22 protein-coding genes and 1 pseudogene are annotated in these 24322 nt (G+C 73.8%); 15 read left to right on the forward strand and 8 right to left on the reverse strand.

Annotated elements, in window-relative coordinates:
• Positions 1-2: 2 nt before the first annotated feature.
• Complete coding sequence (locus ACWEMJ_RS17430; protein ID WP_452137920.1) at positions 3-203, reverse strand: acyl-CoA carboxylase subunit epsilon; 201 nt, start codon at positions 201-203, stop codon at positions 3-5.
• A 20-nt stretch (positions 204-223) separates the two neighbouring features.
• The gene (locus ACWEMJ_RS17435; RefSeq protein ID WP_452137921.1) at positions 224-1813 is read right to left on the reverse strand and encodes an acyl-CoA carboxylase subunit beta; all 1590 of its coding nucleotides are present in this window, start codon (positions 1811-1813) and stop codon (positions 224-226) included.
• Positions 1814-2042: 229 nt separating this feature from the next.
• Between ACWEMJ_RS17435 and ACWEMJ_RS17440 the strand changes: the two genes are divergently transcribed.
• The 4 genes and pseudogenes from ACWEMJ_RS17440 to ACWEMJ_RS17455 form a co-directional block, all read left to right on the forward strand.
• Complete coding sequence (locus ACWEMJ_RS17440; protein ID WP_452137922.1) at positions 2043-2420, forward strand: nuclear transport factor 2 family protein; 378 nt, start codon at positions 2043-2045, stop codon at positions 2418-2420.
• Between the two features lie 55 nt (positions 2421-2475).
• On the forward strand, positions 2476-3372 hold the full coding sequence (locus tag ACWEMJ_RS17445) for a biotin--[acetyl-CoA-carboxylase] ligase (protein ID WP_452137923.1): 897 nt from the start codon (positions 2476-2478) through the stop codon (positions 3370-3372).
• A 184-nt stretch (positions 3373-3556) separates the two neighbouring features.
• Positions 3557-4657 carry an adenylate/guanylate cyclase domain-containing protein gene (locus ACWEMJ_RS17450; RefSeq protein ID WP_452137924.1) on the forward strand — a complete coding sequence of 367 codons (1101 nt, stop codon included), beginning with the start codon at positions 3557-3559 and terminating at the stop codon, positions 4655-4657.
• Between the two features lie 250 nt (positions 4658-4907).
• Positions 4908-6098, forward strand: a pseudogene (locus tag ACWEMJ_RS17455) (diguanylate cyclase domain-containing protein); the annotation flags it as partial.
• A gap of 627 nt (positions 6099-6725) precedes the next feature.
• Here ACWEMJ_RS17455 and ACWEMJ_RS17460 read toward each other — a convergent pair.
• Positions 6726-7154 carry a DoxX family protein gene (locus ACWEMJ_RS17460; protein WP_452137925.1) on the reverse strand — a complete coding sequence of 143 codons (429 nt, stop codon included), beginning with the start codon at positions 7152-7154 and terminating at the stop codon, positions 6726-6728.
• A gap of 246 nt (positions 7155-7400) precedes the next feature.
• Between ACWEMJ_RS17460 and mmpB the strand changes: the two genes are divergently transcribed.
• Positions 7401-7526, forward strand: coding sequence for a morphogenic membrane protein MmpB (mmpB, locus tag ACWEMJ_RS17465; protein WP_452137926.1), 126 nt, complete (start codon positions 7401-7403; stop codon positions 7524-7526).
• Between the two features lie 19 nt (positions 7527-7545).
• Positions 7546-8157, forward strand: a complete 612-nt coding sequence (locus ACWEMJ_RS17470; protein WP_452137927.1) for a Maf family protein — start codon at positions 7546-7548, stop codon at positions 8155-8157.
• Positions 8158-8164: 7 nt separating this feature from the next.
• Here the strand turns inward: ACWEMJ_RS17470 and ACWEMJ_RS17475 are convergent, their stop codons facing one another.
• Positions 8165-8926 carry an alpha/beta hydrolase family protein gene (locus ACWEMJ_RS17475; protein WP_452137928.1) on the reverse strand — a complete coding sequence of 254 codons (762 nt, stop codon included), beginning with the start codon at positions 8924-8926 and terminating at the stop codon, positions 8165-8167.
• Positions 8927-9183: 257 nt separating this feature from the next.
• On the opposite strand from ACWEMJ_RS17475, the gene ACWEMJ_RS17480 reads away from it, so the two are divergent.
• A complete protein-coding gene (locus tag ACWEMJ_RS17480) occupies positions 9184-9936 on the forward strand; it encodes a hypothetical protein (protein WP_452137929.1) in 753 nt (250 codons plus the stop codon).
• Positions 9937-10154: 218 nt separating this feature from the next.
• A complete protein-coding gene (locus tag ACWEMJ_RS17485; RefSeq protein ID WP_452137930.1) occupies positions 10155-11930 on the forward strand; it encodes an acetyl/propionyl/methylcrotonyl-CoA carboxylase subunit alpha in 1776 nt (591 codons plus the stop codon).
• Positions 11931-11979: 49 nt separating this feature from the next.
• Here ACWEMJ_RS17485 and ACWEMJ_RS17490 read toward each other — a convergent pair whose 3' ends face one another.
• The 3 genes from ACWEMJ_RS17490 to ACWEMJ_RS17500 form a co-directional block, all read right to left on the reverse strand.
• Positions 11980-13332, reverse strand: a complete 1353-nt coding sequence (locus ACWEMJ_RS17490) for a condensation domain-containing protein (protein WP_452137931.1) — start codon at positions 13330-13332, stop codon at positions 11980-11982.
• A 67-nt stretch (positions 13333-13399) separates the two neighbouring features.
• On the reverse strand, positions 13400-14314 hold the full coding sequence (locus tag ACWEMJ_RS17495; RefSeq protein ID WP_452137955.1) for a DeoR/GlpR family DNA-binding transcription regulator: 915 nt from the start codon (positions 14312-14314) through the stop codon (positions 13400-13402).
• 186 nt (positions 14315-14500) lie between these two features.
• On the reverse strand, positions 14501-15955 hold the full coding sequence (locus ACWEMJ_RS17500; protein ID WP_452137932.1) for an NAD(P)H-quinone dehydrogenase: 1455 nt from the start codon (positions 15953-15955) through the stop codon (positions 14501-14503).
• 118 nt (positions 15956-16073) lie between these two features.
• Here ACWEMJ_RS17500 and ACWEMJ_RS17505 point away from each other — a divergent pair, with 118 nt between their 5' ends.
• From ACWEMJ_RS17505 to ACWEMJ_RS17515, 3 genes are all read left to right on the forward strand, one after another.
• Entirely contained in the window at positions 16074-16511 is a 438-nt protein-coding gene (locus ACWEMJ_RS17505) for a gamma-glutamylcyclotransferase (RefSeq protein ID WP_452137933.1), read from the forward strand.
• A gap of 157 nt (positions 16512-16668) precedes the next feature.
• A complete protein-coding gene (locus ACWEMJ_RS17510) occupies positions 16669-17499 on the forward strand; it encodes a purine-nucleoside phosphorylase (RefSeq protein ID WP_452137934.1) in 831 nt (276 codons plus the stop codon).
• A 161-nt stretch (positions 17500-17660) separates the two neighbouring features.
• Positions 17661-19358, forward strand: coding sequence for a phospho-sugar mutase (locus ACWEMJ_RS17515; protein WP_452137935.1), 1698 nt, complete (start codon positions 17661-17663; stop codon positions 19356-19358).
• Between the two features lie 57 nt (positions 19359-19415).
• Here ACWEMJ_RS17515 and ACWEMJ_RS17520 read toward each other — a convergent pair whose 3' ends face one another.
• Positions 19416-20081 (reverse strand): PH domain-containing protein, encoded by a 666-nt coding sequence (locus ACWEMJ_RS17520; protein WP_452137936.1) that lies wholly within the window; start codon positions 20079-20081, stop codon positions 19416-19418.
• A 206-nt stretch (positions 20082-20287) separates the two neighbouring features.
• Between ACWEMJ_RS17520 and ACWEMJ_RS17525 the strand changes: the two genes are divergently transcribed.
• The 4 genes from ACWEMJ_RS17525 (at position 20288) to metG (ending at position 24274) form a co-directional block, all read left to right on the forward strand.
• Positions 20288-20785, forward strand: coding sequence for a SigE family RNA polymerase sigma factor (locus tag ACWEMJ_RS17525; protein WP_452137937.1), 498 nt, complete (start codon positions 20288-20290; stop codon positions 20783-20785).
• Positions 20782-21153, forward strand: a complete 372-nt coding sequence (locus tag ACWEMJ_RS17530; RefSeq protein WP_452137938.1) for a hypothetical protein — start codon at positions 20782-20784, stop codon at positions 21151-21153. The genes ACWEMJ_RS17525 and ACWEMJ_RS17530 overlap by 4 nt, the downstream gene beginning before the upstream one ends.
• Before the next feature lie 23 nt (positions 21154-21176).
• Positions 21177-22388 (forward strand): hypothetical protein, encoded by a 1212-nt coding sequence (locus ACWEMJ_RS17535; RefSeq protein WP_452137939.1) that lies wholly within the window; start codon positions 21177-21179, stop codon positions 22386-22388.
• A gap of 182 nt (positions 22389-22570) precedes the next feature.
• The gene (metG, locus tag ACWEMJ_RS17540) at positions 22571-24274 is read left to right on the forward strand and encodes a methionine--tRNA ligase (protein WP_452137940.1); all 1704 of its coding nucleotides are present in this window, start codon (positions 22571-22573) and stop codon (positions 24272-24274) included.
• Positions 24275-24322: the final 48 nt, after the last annotated feature.

Below are 24322 nucleotides of genomic sequence, written 5' to 3' on the forward strand. Positions count from 1 at the left end.
CCTCAGCGCGGCCAGAGGCTGGTGCGCCAGGCGTGCGGGCCGGGCGCGGGGACGGGACGGGGGGTGCGGTCGGTCCACGCGGTGGCCGGGCCGCTCGCGGGGGCCGCCTGGGCCCCGGCGGCGGCCCGGGCTTGGACCACCGCCAGGACGGTGGCCAGCTCCTCGGGGGTCGGCTGCCCGTGCAGCACCTGGATGGGAGTCATGTGCGGGGTCAACCCTTCTGCTACAGCGGGATGTTGCCGTGCTTCTTCGGCGGCAGCGCCTCCCGCTTGCCGCGCAGCGCCCGCAGCCCGCGGACGATGTGCCGGCGGGTCTCGCTGGGCGCGATGACCGCGTCGACGTAGCCGCGCTCGGCGGCCAGGTACGGGTTGAGCAGGGTGTCCTCGTACGAGGCGAGCAGCTCGGCCCGGCGCTCCTCGCCGCGTCCCTCGGCCTCGGCGGCGGCGATCTCCCGGCGGTGCAGGATGTTGACGGCGCCCTGCGCGCCCATCACCGCGATCTGCGCGGTCGGCCAGGCCAGGTTGATGTCCGCGCCGAGGTGCTTGGAGCCCATCACGTCGTACGCGCCGCCGAACGCCTTGCGGGTGATCACGGTGATCAGCGGGACGGTGGCCTCCGCGTAGGCGAAGATCAGCTTCGCGCCGCGCCGGATGATGCCGTCCCACTCCTGGCCGGTGCCGGGCAGGAAGCCGGGCACGTCGACGAAGGTCAGCACCGGGATGTTGAACGCGTCGCAGGTGCGCACGAAGCGGGCGGCCTTCTCGCTGGCCGCGATGTCCAGGCAGCCGGCCAGGTCCATCGGCTGGTTGCCGACCACGCCCACCGGGTGGCCCTCGACCCGGCCGAAGCCGACCACGATGTTGCCCGCGTACAGCGGCTGGACCTCCAGGAAGTCCCCGTCGTCCAGCACGTGCTCGATCACCCGGCGGATGTCGTACGGCTGGTTCGCCGAGTCCGGGACGATGCCGTCGAGTTCGAGGTCCTCGTCGGTGATCGTCAGGTCGGCCTGCTCGGGGTAGGCCGGCGGGTCGGAGAGGTTGTTGGACGGCAGGTACGACAGCAGGCTCTTGACGTACTCGATGGCCTCCTTCTCGTCGGCGGCCAGGTAGTGCGCGTTGCCGGACTTGGTGTTGTGGGTGCGGGCGCCGCCCAGCTCCTCCATGTCCACGGTCTCGCCGGTGACGGTCTTGATCACGTCGGGGCCGGTGATGAACATGTGCGAGGTCCTGTCGGCCATCACCACGAAGTCGGTGACCGCCGGCGAGTACACCGCGCCGCCCGCGCACGGGCCCATGATCAGCGAGATCTGCGGGATCACGCCCGAGGCGTGCACGTTGCGGCGGAAGATCTCGCCGTACAGGCCGAGCGAGACCACGCCCTCCTGGATCCGCGCGCCGCCGGAGTCGTTGATGCCGATCATCGGGCAGCCGGTCTTCAGCGCGAAGTCCATCACCTTGACGATCTTCTCGCCGAACACCTCGCCCAGCGAACCGCCGAACACCGTGAAGTCCTGTGCGAACACCGCGACCTGACGGCCGTCCACGGTGCCGTAGCCGGTGACCACGCCGTCGCCGTACGGGCGGTTCTTCTCCTGCCCGAAGTTGGTGGAGCGGTGCCGGGCGAACTCGTCGAACTCCACGAACGAGTCCTCGTCCAGCAGTTCCAGGATCCGCTCGCGGGCCGTCAGCTTGCCCTTGGCGTGCTGCTTCTCGACCGCCGCGGCGGAACCGGAGTGCACCGCCTCGTCGATCCGCCGCCGCAGGTCGGCGAGCTTTCCGGCGGTGGTGTGCGGGTCGTGCGGTGCGTCGGCCATTGCGGCGGCTCTCCCTGCGTCCTCGGCCGCCGGCCCGGCGCGTGGAGGGTTGCGGGCAGGGCGGCGCTGCGGTCTACCGTTGCGTAGCGTAGCCAGCGCGGGGGCGTCCGCGGCTATGGCCATCGACACATCGTGCCACTGCCCGGTTTGCGGGACGATGATGCGGAGTGCGGCCGTCGGGTCCCCCGACCGGGACCGACGCGCGGGCAGCGGCTGGTATTACTGGGTCATGGAGGAAGAGACGGCACGCGCCGCGATCGACACGTTCATCTCCGCGTTCAACGCCTCGGACGACAGCTACGTGACGGCCCTGCTCTCCCAGGCCCTCACCTCGGACGTGGTCTTCTGGGGCCCGCTGGGCCGCAGCGAGGGGATCGCGGCGGTCGAACGGTTCGTGCTGGACATCCGGCACCACCCGGCGGGCACCGGCACCATGACGCGCTGCTCGGCGGTGGACATGCCCGGCGAATGGGCCCGCTACCAGTGGGCCTTCAGCACGCCGGACGGCGGCCCCCGGCTGACCGGGACGGACGTCGTCCACCTGCGGCGCAGCCTGATCGACCAGGTCATCGTCTTCGCGGGCGAGATCGGGCCCCCGGCGCCCTGAGCCGCCACCCGTCGACCCGGCGGTGTCGGACGGGCGCCGCACTAGGGTGGTCCGGGTGAGCACTCCCGAGAGCCCCCGCCCCCGCCGCTCCGGACTGCGCGGCTTCGGCCACGGCGGCCCGTCCCCGTGGACCGATCTCGACCGGCCGCCGCTCGACGAGGCGGCGCTGCGGCTCGACCTGCTGCGCCCCGGCGCGCTGTGGACCTCACTCGATGTGGTGACCGAGACCGGCTCCACCAACTCCGACCTCGCCGCCCGCGCCAAGGACGGCGCGCCCGAGGGCGCCGTGCTGGTCGCCGAGTCGCAGCACGCCGCCCGCGGCCGGCTCGACCGCCGCTGGAGCGCCCCGCCCCGCTCCGGGCTCTTCCTGTCGATGCTGCTGCGCCCCCAGGGCGTGCCGATGGAACGCTACGGCTGGCTGCCGATCCTGATCGGCACCGCCGTCTCCGCCACCCTCGACCGGATCGCCGACGTCCGCACCGGCCTGAAGTGGCCCAACGACCTGCAGGCCGAGGTCGACGGGCAGGAACGCAAGCTCGGCGGCATCCTCACCGAACTCTCCGGCGGCGCCGTGATCGCCGGCGTCGGCCTCAACGTCACCCTCCGGCAGGCCGAACTGCCCGTCCCCACCGCCACCTCGCTGGCGCTGGCCGGCGCCGGGACCACCGACCGGGCCACCCTGCTGCGCGCCCTGCTCCGCGAGTTCGCCGAACTCTACGGCGAGTGGACGGCCGCCGCCGGCGACCCGCACGCCAGCGGGCTGCTCCCCGCCTACACCGCCCGCTGCACCACCCTGAACCGCCCCGTCAAGGTCCAACTCCCCGGCGAGCGCGAACTGTTGGGCGACGCGGTGGCCGTGGACGGCGACGGCCGGCTGGTGGTCCGCACCCCCGACGGCACCCGGCACGCCGTCGCCGCCGGCGACGTGGTGCACGTCCGCCCGCAGGGCTGACCGGGCCGGTCTCACCCACCGGGACCCTCGGACCGGCTGCCGGGCGGATGCCCCGGATTACGCGATTCCGTGCGAACATTCCACCTGGCAGCGGTGTGAGGCTCGCCACTACCCCCGCGGTGGTCGCGTACCCGAACCCCGAGGACGGCAAGACACAAGTGCTCGAACGCACGGGGACGGACCGGTGACAGACAACGGCGGCGCCACCACGGGCTCCGGCAACGGCGGCACTCCCGCCGAGAACGGCCACGGGAACGGACACGCGGACGAGAACACCGTCGCGTCCGACCTGGAGCGGCTGATCCTCGACGCGCCGCGCAAGTACACCCCGTACCAGGCCGCCCGCGCCGCCGAAGTCCCGATGGACCTCGCCACCCGCTTCTGGCGCGCCATGGGCTTCCCCGACATCGGCCAGTCCCGCGCCCTCAACGACAACGACGTCATCGCGCTGCGCCGCCTCGCCGGGCTGATCGAGTCCGGGCTGCTCAGCGAGCCCATGGCGATCCAGGTCGCCCGCTCCACCGGCCAGACCACCGCGCGGCTGGCCGGCTGGCAGATGGACACCTTCCTCGACAACCTCACCCAGCCCGTCGAACCCGGCCTGACCCGCTCCGACGTCGCCTACCCGCTGGTCGAACTGCTCCTCCCCGAGCTCGAACAGTTCCTCGTCTACGTCTGGCGCCGCCAACTCGCCGCCGTCACCGGCCGCGTGGTCCAGGCCGCCGAGGACCACGAGACCACCTCCGGCCGCCTCGCGGTCGCCTTCGCCGACCTGGTCGGCTTCACCCGGCTCTCCCGCCGCCTCGAAGAGGAGGAACTCGGCGAGCTCGTCGAAGGCTTCGAGAACACCTGCTCCGACCTGATCGCCGGCCAGGGCGGACGGGTCGTCAAGACCCTCGGCGACGAGATCCTGTTCGTCTCCGAGGACCCCGCCACCGTCGCCGAGATCGCGCTCTCCCTGGTCGAGACCCTCGCCAAGGAGGACAACATGCCCGCCCTCCGCGTCGGCATGGCCTTCGGCACCGTCACCTCCCGCATGGGCGACGTCTTCGGCACCACCGTCAACCTGGCCTCCCGGCTCACCTCGATCGCGCCCAAGGACGCCGTCCTGGTGGACGGGGAGCTGGCGGCGGCGCTCGAACACAACGGCACCGCCAGTTTTCCCGAGGGGACCCCTGCCCCCACCCACCGCTTCCACCTCCAACCCATGTGGCGCCGCCCGGTCCGCGGCCTCGGCCTGGTCGAACCCTGGCTCCTCACCCGCACACCCGCCGCCAACGGGTAAGAGGGCGCGGGAGGGAGCGCGAAACCGGGGGCGCGGGGAACTGCGCGAAGCGGAAGGCACCCACCAGCAAGATCGCGACCACGGACAATGACCTGCACTTGATCGCGACCTTACGGACGCGGTTGGCGCTTGTCGCGCAGTTCCCCGCGCCCCCGGTTTCGCGCCCACCCGCTCACGCTCCTATCCCTGGCAAATCGGCCAAACCCCCCTAGGCTGGACGAAACGGCCCGCGGGAGGGAATGTGGCGACGATGACTGAGCAGGCGGCGGCGCCTGACCTGCGGCTGCAGGCGGTGGTGGAGCTCGCGCAGGCGATGGCGGGGGCGATGACGCCGCTGGAGGCGGTGCGGGCGGCGGCGGCGCGGGCCACGTCCGCGTTGGGGGCGACGATGGCGGCGGTCTCGGTGTGGGACCGCGAGTCGGGCCGGCTGCGGGTGCTGGTGAACCACGGGGAGCTCGCGCCCGGCGAGGAGGAACTGCCGGAGGACGAGTCGTACCCGGTCGCGGACTTCCCGGAGATCGTCACGTACCTGGAGGAGCACTGGACGACCGGCCGGCTCCCCCGGGCGTGGGTGCAGACGGCGGAGGACCTGGGCCCGCACGCCGGGCATCCGCTCCCGGCCGACGGCGCGTTCTGCCGCTCGCGCGCCGCAGGCCTGCGGCGGCGCGGCCGCGGCTGCTGCCTGGTCGCGCCGATCGTGCTGCACGGCCAGGCGTGGGGCGAGCTGTACCTGGCGCGGGGTCTCGGCATGCGGGTGTTCACCGACGCCGACGCCGACTACGCGACGCTGCTCGCCGCGCAGATCTCGGCCGGCCTCGCCCAGACCGAGCGCGTCGCGGACCTGCGCCGGCTGGCGTTCACGGACGCGCTGACGGGCCTGGCGAACCGTCGCGCGGTGGACGCCCGCCTGGAGGAGGCGTTGAAGGCGCACACCCGCGACGGCGTCGTGGTCTCACTGGTGGTGTGCGACGTGAACGGGTTGAAGCGGGTCAACGACCAGCTGGGCCACGAGATGGGCGACCGGCTGCTGGAACGTTTCGCGCACCAGCTGTCGCTGGCGGCCGCGAAGCTGCCGGGCAGCCTCGCGGCGCGCCTGGGCGGCGACGAGTTCTGCCTGCTCGCGGAGGGCCGTTCCGCCGACGAGGTGGTCGCGGTGGCGGAGGAACTGTGCGCCCGGGCACTGGAGTTGACGGACGGCGAGGGCGTCGCCTGCGGCATCGCGTCCACCGGGGACTCGATCGGTCCGGTGACCACCGCGGACCGGCTGTTCCGGTTGGCGGACGCCGCGCAGTACCGGGCGAAGGCGGCCCGGGCGGCGCACCCGGTGGTGGCGGGGCGGGCCCACGGCCCGGGGTTCGAGCCGGACCCGGTGGTGCAGCTCGCGGACAGCCGGCGCGCCCCGGCCGGGCGGCCGAACGGCGACCGGCGGCGCTTCCGCGGCTCGGCGCACAGCGCGGACCCGGGGCAACTGCTGGCGGCGGTGCTGGCGGCGCTGGACCAGGGCGGGGTGCAGGGCGCGGTGACGCACCCGGCGGACACCCTGGGGCGGCTGTCGGTGGTGGCGGAGACGGCGTCCCGGCTGCTCGACGCGGTGGGCTGGTGGGTGTCGTACGTGCCGCCGGGCTCGCCGCTGATGCGCACCGCGCGGCATGCCGTGTACCGGATGACGGGCGGCCCGGGGTCGGCCCGGGCGCGGACCCAGCGGGCGCAGATCGAGGCCCCGGACGCGGTGTTCGACCTGCGGCACTACCCGTTGACGAGCCGGGCGGTGGCCGGCGGGGCGTTCGCGCTGCGGGTGGGCGCGCCGGGCAACGAGGCCTCGGAGGAGGCGGTGATGGTGGTGTCCGGCTACCGGGCGATGGTCGCGGCGGGCGGCGCGAACCCGGCGGGCGGCTGGCTGCTGGAGCTGTTCGCGGACGAGTCCACGCTGCCGCTCGGGCAGGTCGCACCGGCCCTGCGGGCGCTGGTGGCGGTGGCCCTGTCGGGGCCGTGCTCCCCGCCGCCGTCCTGAAAATTTCGCGGCGACGGCGGGGGGGCGGGGCGGGGCAGGGCGGGGCGGGGGCGGGGCTCAGCGGCCGTCGCGGCCGAAGCGTCCGCCGAGCGCGAAGCTGCCGGGGCCGACGGCGGCGATCAGCAGGAACGCCCAGCAGAACAGCACGGCGGGTTCGCCGCCGTTCTGCAGCGGGAACAGCGCGTTCTCCTGGTGGACGCTGAAGTAGGCGTACGCCATCGAGCCGGAGGCGATCAGGGCGGCGGCCCGGGTGCCGAGGCCGAGCAGCACGAGGGCGCCGCAGACCAGCTGGATGACGGCGGCGTACCAGCCGGGCCAGCTGCCGGTCGGGACGGTGCCGCCGCCGTGCGCCCCGCCGAGGACGCCGAACAGCGAGGCGGCGCCGTGGCAGGCGAACAGCAGGCCGGTGACGACCCGGTAGAGCGCGACGAGATGGGGGCGGGCCGCGTCGGTGGCGGTCCGTGCGGTGGTGACAAGGTCGGACATGGGGAACTCCTCAGCCGGAACCAGTGGGGTGGTCTGCCGTGCTTGCCCTGACCGGGTTGTCGACCTGCCGTCGGCCCTGGGGGAACCGGCTCCCCGCACGGAGCCGATCATGGACCGGACAAGTCAGTGGGACCATTGGAGGGGGACGGCGGCCCGACGTCAAGCAGGCGTCCGAACCATCGCCCGCGCCGGTTCTGAGTACGGATACTCAGGCGCCGCGCCGCCCGCGCGTTGCAGGCTGATCCGATGCTCTGGTCAGACCCCCGCGACGAGCCGTCCCCCGAGGCCCGCGAAGTGCAGCGCAGGCTGCGCCGCACGGCGGTGGTGATGGCGGTGCTGGTGATGATCGCGACGGCCCTGGTGCTGGTGTAGCCCCGCTAGGCTTGGCGGCATGACCGCTCGCCGTCCGCTCGTCCTCGCGTCCGCCTCCCCCGCCCGACTGGGCCTGCTGCGGCAGGCGGGGCTGGATCCGCAGGTGCGGGTGAGCGGGGTGGACGAGGACGCGCTGTCCGCGCCCACCCCCGGCGAGCTCGCGCTGGTGCTGGCGGTGGCGAAGGCCGAGAAGATCGCCGGCGAGTTGGCCGCCGAGCCCGGCGAGCCGCCGCTGGTGATCGGCTGCGACTCGGTGCTCGAACTGGACGGCCGGGCCCTCGGCAAGCCCGCCGACGCCGACGAGGCGGTGCGCCGCTGGCAGTCGATGCGCGGCCGCTCGGGCGTGCTGCGCACCGGCCACTGCGTGATCGACACCGCCACCGGCCGGCAGGCCCGGGCCACCGCCTCCACCACCGTCCGCTTCGGCACCCCGGACGACGCCGAGATCGCCGCCTACGTCGCCTCCGGCGAACCGCTGCACGTGGCCGGGGCGTTCACCCTGGACGGCCGCTCGGCGCCGTTCGTGGAGGGGATCGACGGCGACCCCGGCAACGTGATCGGCCTGTCGCTGCCGCTGCTGCGCCGCCTGCTCGCCGAGCTGGACGTGCGCATCACCGACCTGTGGGCCTGACGGCGGCTCAGCCCGTCGCGGGGGCGTGCTTGGCCAGGTAGGCCTTGACGTCGGGCAGCGCGCCGTCCTTGAGCAGCGGCGCGCCGTGGTTGACGCCCGGGTAGATCTTCAGCTGCTTGTCCTCGGCCACCGAGGCGTCGTACAGCGTCTTGGCGTTGGCGTTGAACGGCGCGTCCTTCTCCTCGGCGGCGAAGTAGCTGGGGATCTTCACCGACTTGACCGCCAGCTCGGCGTTGTACTGCGGGAACACGTCGGGCGAGCTGAGCGAGACGACGGCCTTGATCGGCAGCGGGCTGTCCAGCTTGGCGGCGACCAGCGAGGCGGCGGCGCCCTTGGACGCCCCGATCAGCGCGACGCCGGTGACGCCCTTCGCCTTGAGGCGGGCGGCGGCGGCCTTGATGCCCTCGGTGACGTCGCCCTCGGAGGTGAAGGCCAGCACCGCGTACCCGGCCTTGGTGAACTCGTCGAACACCGGTGCCCATTCGCACAGCGAGCCGCTCGACTGGTGCGAGAAGATGATCGCGGTCTTCGCCCCGCCGGCGTCCGAGTCCCGCTGGTAGGCCTCCAGGGCAGTGCCGCCGGTGGTGCCCGCGTCGAGGGTGAACGCGCCCTTGTCGGCCTGCTCCTTGGTGAGGCACCCGTAGGTCAGCGGGGTGAGCGAGCGGGACGGCTCGGCCTGCGCCGACTTGGGCGAACTCCCGCCGCTGGAGCAGGCGGTGAGCAGCAGTGCGGTCGCGGCTAGCGCGACGGGCAGCGTGGATCGCTTCACGATTCCCCCGTGAATTCTCCGGATGTGTGTGGTGACCGCGACGCTAGGGAGCACCGCCGATTCCGGTCAATGGTCTGAACCATTCCGTTATGCCGGAGCCGGGAAGAGGGGCAGCGGGTTCCGGTTCGCCGGGTTCGGCAAGGTGCGGAATCGGACAGAACCGGGGCCGTACATCTGTTGCACAGTTCCACCCCTTCGGCCGATGGCCGCCACTAGGCTGGCGAACCGGACCGGAAAGGGGCGACGGGAAGCGGAAGATGACCGATGGTGTGCTGAACGTCGTGCTGGGACTGGTCGCTTCGGCGATCAGCGCCGGCCTCGGCTGGCTCGCGCAGACGCTGCGCAGGCGGCGCAGGCTGGGGCGGGAGCGCGCGTTCTTCGGACTGCCGGCCGACGGCGAGGCGCTGCTGGTCGCCAACCGGCACGCGAGCTCGCCCGATCCGCACAGCGTGGCCCGTGACGACGTGTACGCGCTGATGGAACTGGCCGCGCTGGTCCGCGAGTGCGGCGCCCGCGCGGTGCTGACCTCGCACGACGAGGTGCGCCAGGGCCTGGGCGACAAGACCGAGTTCTGCGTCGGCGGTCCGCAGAGCAACGAGCGGACGGCCGCGCACTTGGCGTCCTGGCTGCCCGGCGCGGCGTTCCTCGCCCCGCCGGACGGGGCCGGGCACGAGGTGCGCTCGCTGCTGGTCGGGGAGCGGGAGTTCGCCTTCCGGACCTCCGCCGAGCAGCCCGGCGGGACGGCGTACGTCCTGCTGGCCCGGATACACCTGCGGCCCGGCAGCCGCCCGGTGTTCCTGATCGCCGGGCAGACCGCGGTCTCCAACCACGCGGCGGTGCGCCACCTGGCCGCCCACCACCGGTCGCTGGCCCGCCGGTACGGCCCGGACGGGGCGTTCGCGGTGGTGCTGCGGGTGGTCAACGCCCGGGCGTACGGCCCGGACGTGGTCGAGTTCGAGGCGGACGTGACCGCCGGGGCGACCGCCCCGCCGCAGCCGGCGGCCGCTTGAGCCGACGCCCGGTGTGGCGAAGGCCACCCGGTCCGCCCGTCCTCGTGCACACCCTCGGCGCGGGTCACCGCCCGCCCGCGGCCTGCGGCGCGTCGCCAACCGCCGCCTCCCGCACGGAAGTCGGGACACGAGCGTGTGAGCACGCTCACCACCAGGGACTACTCGCCGGTAGCGCCCTCCAATCCATAGACTCGACGAGGTTCGAGAAGGGAGCCACAGTGCGCAAGGTGCTCATCGCCAATCGCGGCGAAATCGCTGTCCGCGTCGCCCGGGCGTGCCGGGATGCCGGTATCGCGAGTGTCGCCGTGTACGCCGAGCCGGACCGGGACGCGCTGCACGTGCGGGCGGCCGACGAGGCGTACGCGCTGGGCGGCGACACCCCCGCGAGCAGCTACCTGGACATCGCGAAGGTCCTGAAGGCGGCCGCCGACTCGGGTGCGGACGCGATCCACCCCGGCTACGGCTTCCTCTCCGAGAACGCCGACTTCGCGCAGGCCGTGATCGACGCCGGCCTGACCTGGATCGGCCCGCCGCCGCAGGCCATCCGCGACCTGGGCGACAAGGTCACCGCCCGGCACGTGGCGCAGCGCGCCGGCGCCCCGCTGGTGGCCGGCACCGCCGACCCGGTGTCGGGCGCCGACGAGGTCGTCGCGTTCGCCTCCGAGCACGGCCTGCCGGTCGCCATCAAGGCGGCGTTCGGCGGCGGCGGCCGCGGCCTGAAGGTCGCCCGCACGCTGGAGGAGATCCCGGAGCTGTACGAGTCGGCGGTGCGCGAGGCGGTGGCCGCGTTCGGCCGCGGCGAGTGCTTCGTCGAGCAGTACCTGGACAAGCCGCGGCACGTGGAGACCCAGTGCCTGGCGGACCAGCACGGCAACGTGGTGGTCGTCTCCACCCGTGACTGCTCGCTGCAGCGCCGCCACCAGAAGCTGGTCGAGGAGGCCCCCGCGCCGTTCCTGACGGCCGAGCAGAACGCCGAGCTGTACCGGGCGTCCAAGGCGATCCTGCGCGAGGCGGGCTACGTCGGCGCCGGCACCTGCGAGTTCCTGGTCTCCCAGGACGGTCTGATCTCCTTCCTGGAGGTCAACACCCGTCTGCAGGTGGAGCACCCGGTCTCCGAGGAGGTCACCGGCCTCGACCTGGTCCGCGAGATGTTCCGGATCGCCGACGGCGAGGAGCTCGGCTACGACGACCCGGAGGTCCGCGGCCACTCCTTCGAGTTCCGGATCAACGGCGAGGACCCGGGCCGGGGCTTCCTGCCCGCGCCCGGCACCGTGACGCTGTTCGCCCCGCCGTCCGGCCCGGGTGTCCGGCTGGACGCCGGCGTGGAGTCCGGCTCGGTGATCGGCCCCGCCTGGGACTCGCTGCTCGCCAAGCTGATCGTCACCGGCGCCGACCGCAAGCAGGCCCTGCAGCGCGCCAAGCGCGCCCTGGAGGAGTTCAAGGTGGAGGGCATGGCCACCGCCATCCCGTTCCACCAGGTCGTGGTCACCGACCCGGCGTTCGCCCCCGAGGTGCACGGCTCCGAGGGCCCGTTCCAGGTCTTCACCCGCTGGATCGAGACCGAGTTCGACAACACCATCCCGGCGTTCGCCGGTGCGGGCGGCGACGGCGAGGAGCCCGAGGGCCGCGAGACCGTGGTGGTCGAGGTCGGCGGCAAGCGCATCGAGGTGTCGCTGCCGTCCTCGCTGGGCGTCGCCTCGGCCCCGGCCGCGGGCGCGTCGGCGGGCAAGGCGAAGCGCCGGGTGGGCGCCAAGAAGGCCGCCTCCGCGGTCTCCGGCGACACGCTGGCCTCGCCGATGCAGGGCACCATCGTCAAGGTCGCCGTCGAGGAGGGCCAGGTCGTCGCCGAGGGCGAGCTGATCGTGGTCCTGGAGGCGATGAAGATGGAGCAGCCGCTGAACGCCCACAAGGCGGGCACCGTGGTCGGCCTGAAGGCCGAGGTCGGCCAGTCGGTCTCCAGCGGCGCCGCGCTCTGCGAGATCAAGGACGTCTGATCCGTCCGCAAGGGCGGCGGGAGCCTGTGGGCTCCCGCCGCCCTTGCGTTCATCCGACCGCGGCCAGCACCGACTGCTCGATGCCGCACAGGAACCGCGCCATCCGCTCGCGGTCCAGCAGCGCTCCGTCGGCGACCATCAGCAGCTCGATCGCGCCGGGGACGGCCACCACGTCCACCGCGAGGGACACCCCGGGGCGGGCCGGGAAGTCGCCGGGGAAGCTCAACTCCCGCTCCGCCTGCGGGACTTCGCCCATGCCGTCGGGCATCGACGCGGCCAGCGGGTCGCGGGTGTCGTTCCAGATCACCGAGTGGTCGGCGAGCTCCGAGCCGCCGGCCCGCAGGGCCGCCAGGTCGGCGTCCAACCGCGGCTTGCAGTAGCCCGCGTGGCGGTAGGCGGCGAGCGCCGGGCCCTGGCAGCGGCGGACGGTCTCCGCGAACTCCCCGGCCAGTTCCGGGAGATGGAACAGGCCCTCCTGGGCGAGCGTGGTGACGGCCGCCGCGGCCTGCTCGGTGAACCGGTTGCCGACCACCACCTGGAGCAGCACCTCGCGCCGCCCGCCGAGCCGCCCCAGCTCGGTGGCGGCGGCGGCCAGCAGCACCGTGGCGTCGCTGGTGCGCAGCCGGGCCGCGGCCGACGGCAGCGCGGCGGCCAGCAGCGGGGAGCGCAGCAGCACCGACGGGAAGCGCCGATCCGGGTCCGACTCCCCGTCCGGGTAGGGCAGTTGGACGCGCGGGCCGACGCTCAGCTTGTCCCGCCAGTGCCGGCGGGCGGCGGCGTCCCGGCGGCGGCCGCGCGGCGAGTCCTGCTCGGCGGCCTCCTCCAGCGGCTGCGCGAAGGCCCGTTCGGCGCGCAGCTCGGCGGCGCTGCGCCCGCCGGCCAGCAGCGTCAGGTCGCGGACCGCGCGGCGCATCCCCCAGCCGTCCGAGGCGGTGTGCGACAGCACCAGCACCACCTGCCGGACCAGGCCGTCCACCAGCACCAGGCCGAGCCGCACCGGCCACTCGCGCGGCAGGTCGAACGGCCGGGCGGCGAACGCGGCGAGCAGCTCGGCGGCGGCCCCGGCGGCCTGCTCGGCGTCGTCGCGGTGCAGCACCGCGACCGGCAGCTCGCCGTCCGCGTCCACCTCCTGGAGCAGGTCGCCGTCCTGCTCGACCAGCCGGGTGCGCAACGCGTCGTGCAGGTGCAGCAGTTCGGTGAAGGCCCGCAGCGCGTCCCGGGGCGGCAGGCCCGGTTCGACGGGCGCCGCCGTCCGCAGGTTGTACCGGGGCGCGTCCGGGCCGAGGCCGGCCAGCGCGGTGTGGATGGCGCGCTGGCCCCAGGTCGCGGGGCCGCGCCCACCGCGCGCCGAACGGATCGTCAACTTCGCGGTGTCGTCCGGTCGTTCACTCGCTGCGTCCATGGGGCCGAACGCTACAAGCGGGCCGGGCGGGGCGGCCAGAGGGCGGTGGCCGCCGGTCCGGAACCGGTCAGCGGATCCGCTCGGCGAGCCGCGGGGCGACCGGCAGCGCGCCGGCGTGCGGGGCGGGGCGGCGCTGCCCGGGCAGCGGGGTGCCGGGGGCCAGGCCGGCCGGCGGGACGGGGCGGCGCGGCGCGGCGGCGGACGGCTGCGGGTGTGCCGGGGCGTCGGCGGGCAGGCCGAGCGGGGCGACCGCGATCTGCACCCCGCAGTCGGCGAGCGCGTCGAGTTCGCGGGCCGTCGGGTCCTCGGCCGCGGTGTGCTCGTCGGTGACCAGCCGGGTGATCGCCTCGGTGGCGACGGTCTGGAACATGCTGTCCGCGCCGAGCTTGGTGTGGTCGGCGAGGACGATCACCTCGCTGGCGGACTGCACCAGCGCCCGGTCCACGCTCGCCGAGAGCATGTTGGCGGTGGACAGGCCGCGGGCGGCGGTCAGGCCGCTGCCGGAGATGAAGGCCTTGGTGACCCGCAGCCCGGCCAGCGACTGCTCGGCGCCGCTGCCGACCAGCGCGTAGTTGGAGCCGCGCAGGGTGCCGCCCGTCATCACCACCTCGACCCGGTTGGCGTGCGCCAGCGCCTGGGCGACCAGCAGCGAGTTGGTGACCACCGTCAGCCCGGGCACCCGGGCCAGCCGGCGGGCCAGCTCCTGGGTGGTGGTGCCCGCCCCGACCACGATGGCGTCGCCCTCCTCGACCAGGCCCGCGGCGAGATCGGCGATGGCGCTCTTCTCGGCGGCGGCGAGATGGGTTTTCTGCGGGTAGCCGGGCTCCCGGCTGAAGCCGCCGGGGAGCACCGCGCCGCCGTGGCGGCGGTCGAGCAGCCCTTCGGCCTCCAGCGCCCGGACGTCCCTGCGGACGGTGACTTCGGAGGTCTGGACGACGCGGGCCAGCTCTCGGAGCGACACGGCTCCGTTGGCGCGCACCATCTCGAGGATCAACTGGCGACGTTCTGCAGCAAACACAGAACCGACGGTAACCCGAGTGACCGTCTGCTTTCAGGCGTTTGCACCTGGTAACTGGATTTGCTCACCTGGGAGCGGCGCACGACCGTACAATGCGCGCTCCGCCGGGCGGGTGAGCCGGGCGGCGTGCGCCCGGCTCCGCCCCGGCGATCAGGAACCCGCGCCCTCGCGCTTGCGAATGTGCAGCTGGCGGGCCGCCTCGGCGGTGGAGCCGGACAGCGACGGGTAGACGGTGAAGGCGCTGGCCACCTGTTCGACCGTCAGGTTGTTGTCCACCGCGAGCGAGATGGAGTGGATCAGTTCGGAGGCGCGCGGCGCGACCACCACGCCGCCCACCACGATGCCGGTGCCGGGGCGGGCGAACAGCTTCACGAAGCCGTCCCGGATGCCCTGCATCTTGGCCCGCGGGTTGCCGCGCAGCGGGAGCTTGACCTCGACCGCGTCCATCTTTCCGCAGGTCACGTCGGCGTGGGTGTAGCCGACGGTGGCGATCTCCGGGTCGGTGAACACGTTGGACGCCACGGTCTTCAGGTTCAGCGGCTGCACCGCGTCGCCGAGCGCGTGGTACATCGCGATCCGGCCCTGCATGGCGGCCACCGAGGCCAGCATGAAGACGCCGGTGCAGTCGCCGGCCGCGTACACGCCGGGGGCGGAGGTCCGGGAGACCCGGTCGACCTTGATCTGGCCCCAGTCGTTGACCGCGACGCCGGCCTCCTCCAGGCCCAGGTCCGCGGTGTTGGGGATGGAGCCGACCGCCATCAGGCAGTGCGTGCCGGTGATCACCTTGCCGTCGGCGAGGGTGACCTCGACCCGGTCGCCGATCCGCTTGGCGCTCTCCGCCCGGGAGCGGCTCATCACGTTCATGCCGCGGCGGCGGAACACGTCCTCCAGCACCTCGGCGGCGTCCGGGTCCTCGCCCGGCAGCACCCGGTCGCGCGAGGAGACCAGCGTGACGTTCGAGCCCAGCGCCTGGTACGCGCCGGCGAACTCGGCGCCGGTGACGCCGGAGCCGACCACGATCAGCTCGCGCGGCAGCTCCTCCAGGTCGTACACCTGCGTCCAGGCCAGGATCCGCTCGCCGTCCGGCTGCGCGTCGGGGAGCTCGCGCGGGCGCACGCCGGTGGCGATCAGCACCGCGTCGGCCCGCAGCGACTCCGTACGGCCGTCCGTGTGGTCGACCAGCACCTCGCGGGAGCCGTCCAGCCCCTGACCGCCCGCGCCGAGCCGGCCGCGGCCGCGCAGCACCGTCACGCCCGCCCGGGTGACCGCCTGGGTGATGTCGTGCGACTGGGCGATCGCCAGCCGCTTCACCCGTCGGTTCACCTTGCCGAGGTCCACCCCGACCACCCGGGCCGGGTCGTCGGCGTCCGGCGTGCCGTCCGCGACCAGGATGCCGAGTTCCTCGTAGGAGCTGTCGAAGGTAGTCATCACCTCGGCGGTGGCGATCAGCGTCTTGGACGGCACGCAGTCCGTCAGCACCGCCGATCCGCCCAGACCGTCGCGGTCGACGACGGTCACCTCCGCGCCGAGCTGGGCGGCCACGAGGGCCGCCTCGTATCCGCCTGGTCCGCCACCGATGATCACGATCCGAGTCACGTGCTCCATTGTCCCGCACCCCGGAACGGATTCCACGCCGGGGCCGTTGTTGTGGACCCTTGCTCCCGGCCGTGCGCGCGACGAGGGCCGGGGGCCGCCGACGGGCCGCTCCCGTAGGCTGGCGGACATGTCGCTCTATGCCGCCTACGCCACCAACCTCGACGCCCGGCAGATGAGCCGGCGTGCCCCGCACTCCCCGCTGCGCGGCTCGGGCTGGCTGGTGGGCTGGCGGCTGACCTTCGGCGGCGAACACCTGGGCTGGGAGGGCTCGCTGGCCACCGTGGTGGAGGACGAGAAGGAGCAGGTCTTCGTCTCGCTCTACGACGTCGCCCCGATGGACGAGGACGGCCTGGACCGCTGGGAGGGCGTGCAGCTCGGCATCTACCGCAAGGTGAAGCTGCGCGCGCAGACCCTGGACGGTGAAGTCCCGGTGTGGACGTACGTGCTGAACGACTACGAGGGCGGCCTGCCCGCCGCCCGCTACCTCGGCCTGATCGCGGACGCCGCGGAGAGCGCCGGCGCCCCCGACGACTACGTGCTGGACCTGCGCCGCCGCCCCTGCTGATCACCGCCTTCTCGCCTGCGCGGGACGGGAGTTCGGGCCCGGACGGGCCCGCTCCGGTGGGACGAATGACGGCGTTCCACACATTCCGGGTAACGATCCGGCATGGCTCTGCCCAGTTGTCTACGCGCGTAGGAATCTTTGACCTATCCTCGACCGTGTGAACGCATCTCCTCAGACGGTCGTCTCCGCCGACCCCTACGCCGCCGCCCGGGAAGCCGCCGACCGGCTGCGCGAACTCACCGGCAGCGAGCGCCACGACGTCGCCCTGGTGATGGGCTCCGGCTGGGTGCCGGCCGCCGACGCGCTCGGCGAGACCCTCGCGGAATTCCCGGTCACCGAACTGCCCGGCTTCCCCGCCCCGGCGGTGGCCGGCCACGCGGGCACCATCCGCTCGGTCCGGATGCCCGGCGAGGGCGACCGCCGCGCGCTGGTCTTCCTCGGCCGCAACCACTACTACGAGGGCCACGGCGTGGCCACCGTGGTGCACGGCGTGCGCACCGCCGCCGCCGCGGGCTGCCGCACCATCGTGCTCACCAACGGCTGCGGGGGCCTGCGCCAGGGCTGGGCGCCCGGCCAGCCGGTGCTGATCAGCGACCACATCAACCTGACCGCGGACTCCCCGATCGTCGGCGCCAACTTCGTCGACCTCACCGACCTGTACTCCAAGCGGCTGCGCGCGCTGTGCCGCGAGGTCGACCCGTCCCTCGACGAGGCCGTGTACGTGCAGTTCCGCGGCCCGCACTACGAGACCCCGGCCGAGGTCAACATGGCCCGGGTGATCGGCGGCGAACTGGTCGGCATGTCCACCTCGCTGGAGGCCATCGCCGCCCGCGAGGCCGGCGCCGAGGTGCTCGGCATCTCGCTGGTCACCAACCTGGCCGCGGGCATCACCGGCGAGCCGCTCAACCACGCCGAGGTGCTGGAGGCCGGCAAGGCCTCCGCCGAGCGGATGGGCGCCCTGCTGGCGAAGGTCCTGGAGCGGATCTGACACCCCGCCCGGGAGGCGACTCCCGGGCAGCGCAGCACCTCTGACAGAGAATCGGACAGAGAATCGGCGCGCAGGACGGCGGTCATCGGCGGGTTCGGTGGCCGCCGTCGTTCCGTTCGCCGCACTCATCTCCTTCAACCCACGCACAGGGAGCGGGCCGCATGCCGAAGGCACCCACCACCGACCTCCTCGACCGGGCCCGCGCCTGGCTGGCCGAGGACCCCGACCCGCAGACCCGCGAGGAGCTCGCCGCCCTGCTGGCCGCCGCCGAGGGCCCCGAGGCCGAGTCCGAGGAGCGCATCGCCTGGTCGCGACTGGCCGAACGGTTCGACGGGCGGCTCCAGTTCGGCACCGCCGGCCTGCGCGGCGAACTCGGCGCCGGCCCGATGCGGATGAACCGCGCCGTGGTGATCCGCGCCGCCGCCGGCCTCGCCGCGTACGTCCGCGACAACCCCGCGCTCGGCGACCTGGTCGTGATCGGCTACGACGCCCGCCACAAGTCGCACGACTTCGCCCTCGACACCGCCGCCGTGGTGGTCGGCGCCGGCCTGCGCGCCGCGATCCTGCCCCGGCCGCTGCCCACCCCCGTCCTCGCGTACGCCATCCGCCACCTGGGCGCGGCCGCCGGCGTGGTCGTCACCGCCAGCCACAACCCGCCGCAGGACAACGGCTACAAGGTCTACCTCGGCGACGGCTCGCAGATCGTCCCGCCCGCCGACGCCGACATCGCCGCCGAGATCGACGCGCTCGGCGCGCTCGCCGACATCCCGCGCGCCTTCGAGGGCTGGGAGGTCCTCGGCGACGACGTCCTGGACGCCTACCTGGCCCGCGCCGCCGCCGTGCTGGACGCCGACGGGCCGCGCGAACTCGCCACCGTCTACACCCCGTTGCACGGCGTCGGCCGCGACGTGCTGCTCGCCGCCTTCGAACGGGCCGGCTTCCCCGCGCCCACCGTGGTCGCCGAACAGGCCGAGCCCGACCCGGACTTCCCCACCGTCGCCTTCCCCAACCCGGAAGAGCCCGGCGCGATGGACCTCGCCTTCGCCGCCGCCCGCGCAGCCCGCCCCGACCTGGTCATCGCCAACGACCCGGACGCCGACCGCTGCGCCGTCGCCGTCCCCACCCCCGACGGCGACTGGCGGATGCTGCGCGGCGACGAGGTCGGCGCGCTGCTCGGCGCGGCCCTCGCCGCCAAGGGCGCGCGCGGCGTCTTCGCCACCACCATCGTCTCCTCCACCCTGCTCGGCAAGATCGCCGCCGCGGCCGGCCTCGGCTACGCGGAGACCCTCACCGGCTTCAAGTGGATCTCCCGCGCGGACGGCATCCGCTACGGCTACGAGGAGGCCCTCGGCTACTGCGTCGACCCCGACGGCGTCCGCGACAAGGACGGCATCACCGCCGCCCTCCGGATCGCCGAACTCGCCGCCGACCTCAAGCGCCACGGCCGCACCCTCACCGACCTCCTGGACGACCTGGCGCTCGCGCACGGCCTGCACGCCACCGACCAGCTGTCGGTCCGCGTCGACGACCTCGCCGTCATCGCCGACGCCATGGCCCGCCTCCGCGACAAGCCCCCCGTCGAGCTGGCCGGCCTCACCGTCACCCGGGCCGACGACCTCACCGCCGGCACCCCCGACCTCCCGCCCACCGACGGCCTGCGCTACTACCTCACCGGCCCCACCGTCACCTCGGCCCGCATCGTGGTCCGCCCCTCCGGCACCGAGCCCAAGCTCAAGTGCTACCTGGAGGCCGTCCTCCCGGCCGCCGGCCACGACACCCTCCCCGCCACCCGCGAACAGGCCCGCGCGCTCCTCGACGCCATCAAGCGCGACCTGGCCACCGCCGCCGGCCTCATCTGAACGCCGAAGGGGCCCCGGGCGGAATCCCGGGGCCCCTTCGCGTGGGTGTGCGGCGGCTCAGGTCGCCGCGACGACCGAGATCAGGGCGATCAGGCCGGCCAGGGTGGGGGCGATGACCCACCAGCACCAGGTGGTGGTGACCTCGCCGGTGGCGCCGGGGTTGGCGGCGTTGCGTTCGGCCTGGTCCTTGAGGGCGGCGACGACGGCGTCGGACCAGGCGCGGGTGGGGTCGAGGCGGTCGTGGCCCGGCTGCTGCTTGGTGCGGGACGGCGGCAGGTTCGGGTCGCCGGAGGCGGCGGCCTTGGCGGCGCGGCGGGTGGCCTTCTTGCGCTGGCGCAGCGAGACGGGGACCGCCCAGACCTGGAACTTGCGTCCGCCGGCGAAGAGTTCGACCGAGTAGCCGGCCCGCAGCCCCTCCACGGTGGCCCACGGCGCGACGACGGTGCGCAGCGGGTTGCGCACCAGCAGCCGCTGGTCGTTGGACTTCACCACGGGCCGCAGCGTGTACGCGGCCACCGGGAAGCCGAAGACGGGCGCGGCGGCGAGCGCGACCCAGGGGGTGGCGCCGGTGCCGGAGACGACCGCGTCGATGATCAGCCAGGCGGCGACGCCGAGCAGCATGACGCCGGCGATGACGCCGGGAACGGAGCGGTAGACGCGGTCGGCGTACTTGGGCCCGTCGGCGGCGGACCCCTGGTCGGGTGTCCGGTCGGATTCGGTCATGGCGTCGATTCTGCCCCAGGGGCACGGCCCTCCCCAATGGCGACGGGGGCACGGGTCGGTCACGAATGATCCCTCCCGTGACCTGGGGCGTTCCGGCCGCACGGCCGCCGCGGATCGAACACGTGAGCTGCGTCACGCCCGTCAACCGGAGGGCCGCGCCGTTCGTAGCCACAAGTAAGGATTCGAAAACCTGCGAGGAGCCGACGATGACCGAGGAGGAGTTCACCGAGTTCTACAGCCACTCGGTCCGCCGGCTCACCGGCCAGCTGTACGTCGTCACCGGCGACCTGCACGAGGCGCAGGACGTGGTCCAGGAGGCGTTCGTCCGCGCCTGGGACCACCGCCGCTCGCTGGACCGCGACCACGCGCCCGAGGCCTGGGTGCGCACGGTGGCCGGCCGGCTGGCGATCAGCCGCTGGCGGCGGGCCCGGACGGCCGCCCGGGCGTGGCGGCGGCACGGCGACCCCGGCGACGTGGCGGGCCCGGACGCGGCGTCCGTCGATCTGGCCGCCGCGCTGCGCCGGCTGTCGGAGCGGCAGCGGCTGTGCGCCGCCCTGTTCTACGTCTGCGACCTGCCGTTGGACCGGATCGCCGCCGAGACCGGGATGGCCCCGGGCACCGTCAAGGCCCACCTGTCCCGGGCCCGGGCCGCCCTCGCGCTGCACCTCGACACACCCTCCGAGGCCGAGGAGAACCACCCATGAGCTCCCTTGACGCGCGCCTGTCCGGCGCGCTGCGGACGGCGGCCGACGCCGCCTCCGCCCGCACCACCGCCCCGCCCGCCCGGCAGGTCGTCGCCCGCGGGCGCCGGCGCCGCCGGGTCCGGGTCGGCGCGACCGTGACGGTGACGGCCTGCCTGGCGATCGCGGTGGGCGTCGCGTTCGACTCCGGCCGCCGGCCGCGCCCGGTCGGCCCGGCCGACGCGCCGGCGCTGACCGGGGTGCCCGGCCAGTCCGTGGTGCCCGGCCCGAGCGCCTCGACCACCCCGGGTCCGAGCGCCTCGCAGTCGCCGCCCACCATGGCCACTACCACCGCTCCGCCCGTGCCCAGCGACACTCCCGCCTGGCCCTGAGCCCCGACCGACCAGGACCCCCGATGCCCAGTACTCCGTTGACCGACCGTCCGCCGTCGTCCACCGCCCTGCCGGCCCCGCGCCCGCCGGCGGACGAACCCGACCGCCGGGACCTGCCGGCCCGGCTGTGGCACGCCGCCGGCCCGGCCGTCGCGGTGTACGCCGGTGCGCTGGTGCTGCACCTGGTGCTGCTGTCCGCGATGATCACCCGGCCGGGCGTCACGCTGACCGACCGGCTGACCTCCTGGGACGGCCGGCACTTCCTGGAGATAGCCTCCGGCGGCTACCCGGACAGCTACACCTACACCCCGCAGGGCGAGCTGACCGGCAACAACCTGGCGTTCTTCCCGCTGTTCCCGTGGCTGGTCCGGCTGGTGCACGCGGTGACGCCGCTGGGCTGGTCGGTGTCCGGCATCGTGGCGGCCCAACTGGCGCTGCTGGCGGCCCTGGTGCTGATCCACCAGCTGGTGGGCCGGCTGTACTCCCGGCGGACGGCGACGGTCGTCCTGGTGCTGCTGGCCGCGGCGCAGCCGATGTCGCTGGTGTTCTTCATGGCGTACAGCGAGTCGCTGCTGCTGGCCACCGCCGCCGGCACGCTGCTGGCCGCGCACCGCCGCGCCTGGGCGGCCGCCGGGGTGTGCGCCTTCCTGGCGGGCCTGACCCGCCCGGCGGGCATCGCGGTGATCGCCGCGCTCGGCGTCGCCGCGCTGATCGAGATGGTCCGCGAGCGCCGGGTGCTGGCCGGCCCGCTGGCCGCCACCGCGCTGGCCTGCGTCAGCACTCCGCTGTACCTGTGGTGGGTCGCCGCGCGGCTGGGCAGCGCCGACGCCTGGTTCACCGTTCAGCGGGCCGGCTGGAACACCCAGTGGGACTGGGGCAGCTCGCTCTGGGACTTCCTGATCCGCACCCTGCAGACCGGCGAGGGCTGGGTGCCGGTCTCGATAGCCGTCCTGGTGATCGCCCACCTGCTCGGCACCGCGCTGACCGTCCGCCGCACCACCTGGCCGCCGCTGCTGGTGTACGGCGCGATCGTGGTGGTGCTGACGCTCGCGCAGAGCAACTACTACCACTGCAAGCCGCGCCTGCTGGCCCCCGCGCTGATCTTCCTGCTGCCGGTCGCCGGCGCCCTCGCCCGGGCCCGCCGCTCCACCCGGATCGCCGTGCTGGCGGGCGCGGCGCTGTTCGGCTGCTGGTACGGCGCCTACATGGTCACCGCCTGGCCGTACGCGATCTGATCCCGCGTCGGCCGGGCCCGTCCGCGGGCTTGACAGCCCGCCGATAAGCGGTACGGCGGCACCGGGCCGGTTCGGTACGATTGCGGCGGCCGGGCGGCTGCTCAGAACGCGTCGCGAACCGGCCTCGACACCCGCCGCGGGCGCCGCCAGGCTCCCGCCGGAGAGCATCGGAGTTCCCCAGGATGACTCGGCAGTTGATCACCAGCGCGCTTCCCTACATCAACGGGATCAAGCACCTGGGCAACATGGTCGGGTCGATGCTCCCGGCGGACGTGTACTCCCGCTACCTGCGCCAGCGCGGCCACGAGGTGCTGTACATCTGCGCCACCGACGAGCACGGCACCCCGGCCGAGCTGGCCGCCCAGGAGGCCGGGCTGCCGGTCGCCGAGTTCTGCGCCCGGGCGCACGACCAGCAGAAGGCGATCTACGACGGCTTCCAGCTGTCCTTCGACTGGTTCGGCCGCTCGTCCTCGCCGCAGAACCGGGAGATCACCCAGGAGATCGCCCGCGAGCTGCACGCCAACGGCTTCATCGAGGAGCGGGCGATCCGCCAGGTCTACTCGATCGCGGACGGCCGCTTCCTGCCCGACCGCTACATCGTCGGCACCTGCCCGCACTGCGGCTACGACAAGGCCCGCGGCGACCAGTGCGAGAACTGCACCCGCGTCCTCGACCCGACCGACCTGATCGACCCGCGCTCGGCGATCAGCGGCAGCTCCGAGCTGGAGGTCCGGGAGACCAAGCACCTGTTCCTGCTGCAGTCCAAGCTCACCGACGAGGTCGAGGCCTGGATCGACGCGCACGGCGACAGCTGGCCGGTGCTGGCCTCCTCGATCGCCCGCAAGTGGCTGACCGAGGGCCTGCAGGACCGCGCCATCACCCGCGACCTGGAGTGGGGCGTCCCCGTCCCCGCCGACACCTGGCCCGAGCTGGCCGCCGAGGGCAAGGTCTTCTACGTCTGGTTCGACGCCCCGATCGAGTACATCGGCGCCACCAAGGAGTGGGCCGACGCGACCGGCGGCGACTGGCGCTCCTGGTGGTACGAGGCCGACGACACCGTCCGCTACACCGAGTTCATGGCCAAGGACAACGTCCCGTTCCACACGGTGATGTTCCCGGCCACCATCCTGGGCTCGCGCAAGCCCTGGAAGAAGGTCGACTACGTCAAGGCCTTCAACTGGCTGACGTACTACGGCGGCAAGTTCTCGACCAGCCAGAAGCGCGGCATCTTCACCGACGTCGCGCTGGAACTGCTGCCCGCCGACTACTGGCGCTACTACCTGATGGCGAACGCCCCGGAGTCCGACGACTCCAGCTTCACCTGGGACCTGTTCGCGGCCACCGTCAACAAGGACCTCGCCGACACCCTCGGCAACTTCGTCAACCGGGTGCTGTCGTTCAGCCGCAAGCGCTTCGGCGACGAGGTGCCGGCCGGCGCGGAGAACGGCGAGGCCGAGACGGCGCTGGGCGCGCAGATCGCCGAGCTGCTCGCCGAGTACGAGGCGCAGCTGGACGCGCTGAACTTCCGCAAGGCCGCGCAGGCGCTGCGCGCGCTCTGGTCGGCCGGCAACGCGTACCTCGACGTCACCGCGCCGTGGACGCAGATCAAGACCGACCCGGAGGCCGCGGCCCGCACCCTGCGCACCGCGATCAACCTGATCCACCTGTACGCGGTGCTCTCCGAGCCGTTCATCCCGGCGGCGGCCCGCACCGTCCGCGAGTCCTTCACGCTGGCCGACGACACCCGCACCTGGTTCACCGCCGACGAGGCCCGCGCCCTCGCGCACGTCCCGGCGGGCACGCCGCTCACCGTGCCGCCGGTGCTCTTCGCCAAGATCACCGACGAGGACCTGGCCACCTGGACGGAGCGCTTCGGCGGCGAGTGAGGTTTCTGCGGTAGCGGACAGGGCCCGGGGGAACGGGTGGGCCACCGT

This window comes from Kitasatospora sp. NPDC004531, assembly GCF_053602195.1.

Coding starts and splice junctions, on each gene's coding strand:
- ACWEMJ_RS17490 (WP_452137931.1), bottom strand. CDS start 13,332: ATGGACGCAGCGAGTGAACGACCGGACGACACCGCGAAGTTGACGATC.
- ACWEMJ_RS17515 (WP_452137935.1), top strand. CDS start 17,661: ATGCCGAAGGCACCCACCACCGACCTCCTCGACCGGGCCCGCGCCTGG.
- ACWEMJ_RS17435 (WP_452137921.1), bottom strand. CDS start 1,813: ATGGCCGACGCACCGCACGACCCGCACACCACCGCCGGAAAGCTCGCC.
- metG (WP_452137940.1), top strand. CDS start 22,571: ATGACTCGGCAGTTGATCACCAGCGCGCTTCCCTACATCAACGGGATC.
- mmpB (WP_452137926.1), top strand. CDS start 7,401: ATGCTCTGGTCAGACCCCCGCGACGAGCCGTCCCCCGAGGCCCGCGAA.
- ACWEMJ_RS17500 (WP_452137932.1), bottom strand. CDS start 15,955: ATGGAGCACGTGACTCGGATCGTGATCATCGGTGGCGGACCAGGCGGA.
- ACWEMJ_RS17495 (WP_452137955.1), bottom strand. CDS start 14,314: ATGGTGCGCGCCAACGGAGCCGTGTCGCTCCGAGAGCTGGCCCGCGTC.
- ACWEMJ_RS17520 (WP_452137936.1), bottom strand. CDS start 20,081: ATGACCGAATCCGACCGGACACCCGACCAGGGGTCCGCCGCCGACGGG.
- ACWEMJ_RS17440 (WP_452137922.1), top strand. CDS start 2,043: ATGGAGGAAGAGACGGCACGCGCCGCGATCGACACGTTCATCTCCGCG.
- ACWEMJ_RS17480 (WP_452137929.1), top strand. CDS start 9,184: ATGACCGATGGTGTGCTGAACGTCGTGCTGGGACTGGTCGCTTCGGCG.
- ACWEMJ_RS17530 (WP_452137938.1), top strand. CDS start 20,782: ATGAGCTCCCTTGACGCGCGCCTGTCCGGCGCGCTGCGGACGGCGGCC.
- ACWEMJ_RS17505 (WP_452137933.1), top strand. CDS start 16,074: ATGTCGCTCTATGCCGCCTACGCCACCAACCTCGACGCCCGGCAGATG.
- ACWEMJ_RS17430 (WP_452137920.1), bottom strand. CDS start 203: ATGACTCCCATCCAGGTGCTGCACGGGCAGCCGACCCCCGAGGAGCTG.
- ACWEMJ_RS17460 (WP_452137925.1), bottom strand. CDS start 7,154: ATGTCCGACCTTGTCACCACCGCACGGACCGCCACCGACGCGGCCCGC.
- ACWEMJ_RS17470 (WP_452137927.1), top strand. CDS start 7,546: ATGACCGCTCGCCGTCCGCTCGTCCTCGCGTCCGCCTCCCCCGCCCGA.
- ACWEMJ_RS17535 (WP_452137939.1), top strand. CDS start 21,177: ATGCCCAGTACTCCGTTGACCGACCGTCCGCCGTCGTCCACCGCCCTG.
- ACWEMJ_RS17525 (WP_452137937.1), top strand. CDS start 20,288: ATGACCGAGGAGGAGTTCACCGAGTTCTACAGCCACTCGGTCCGCCGG.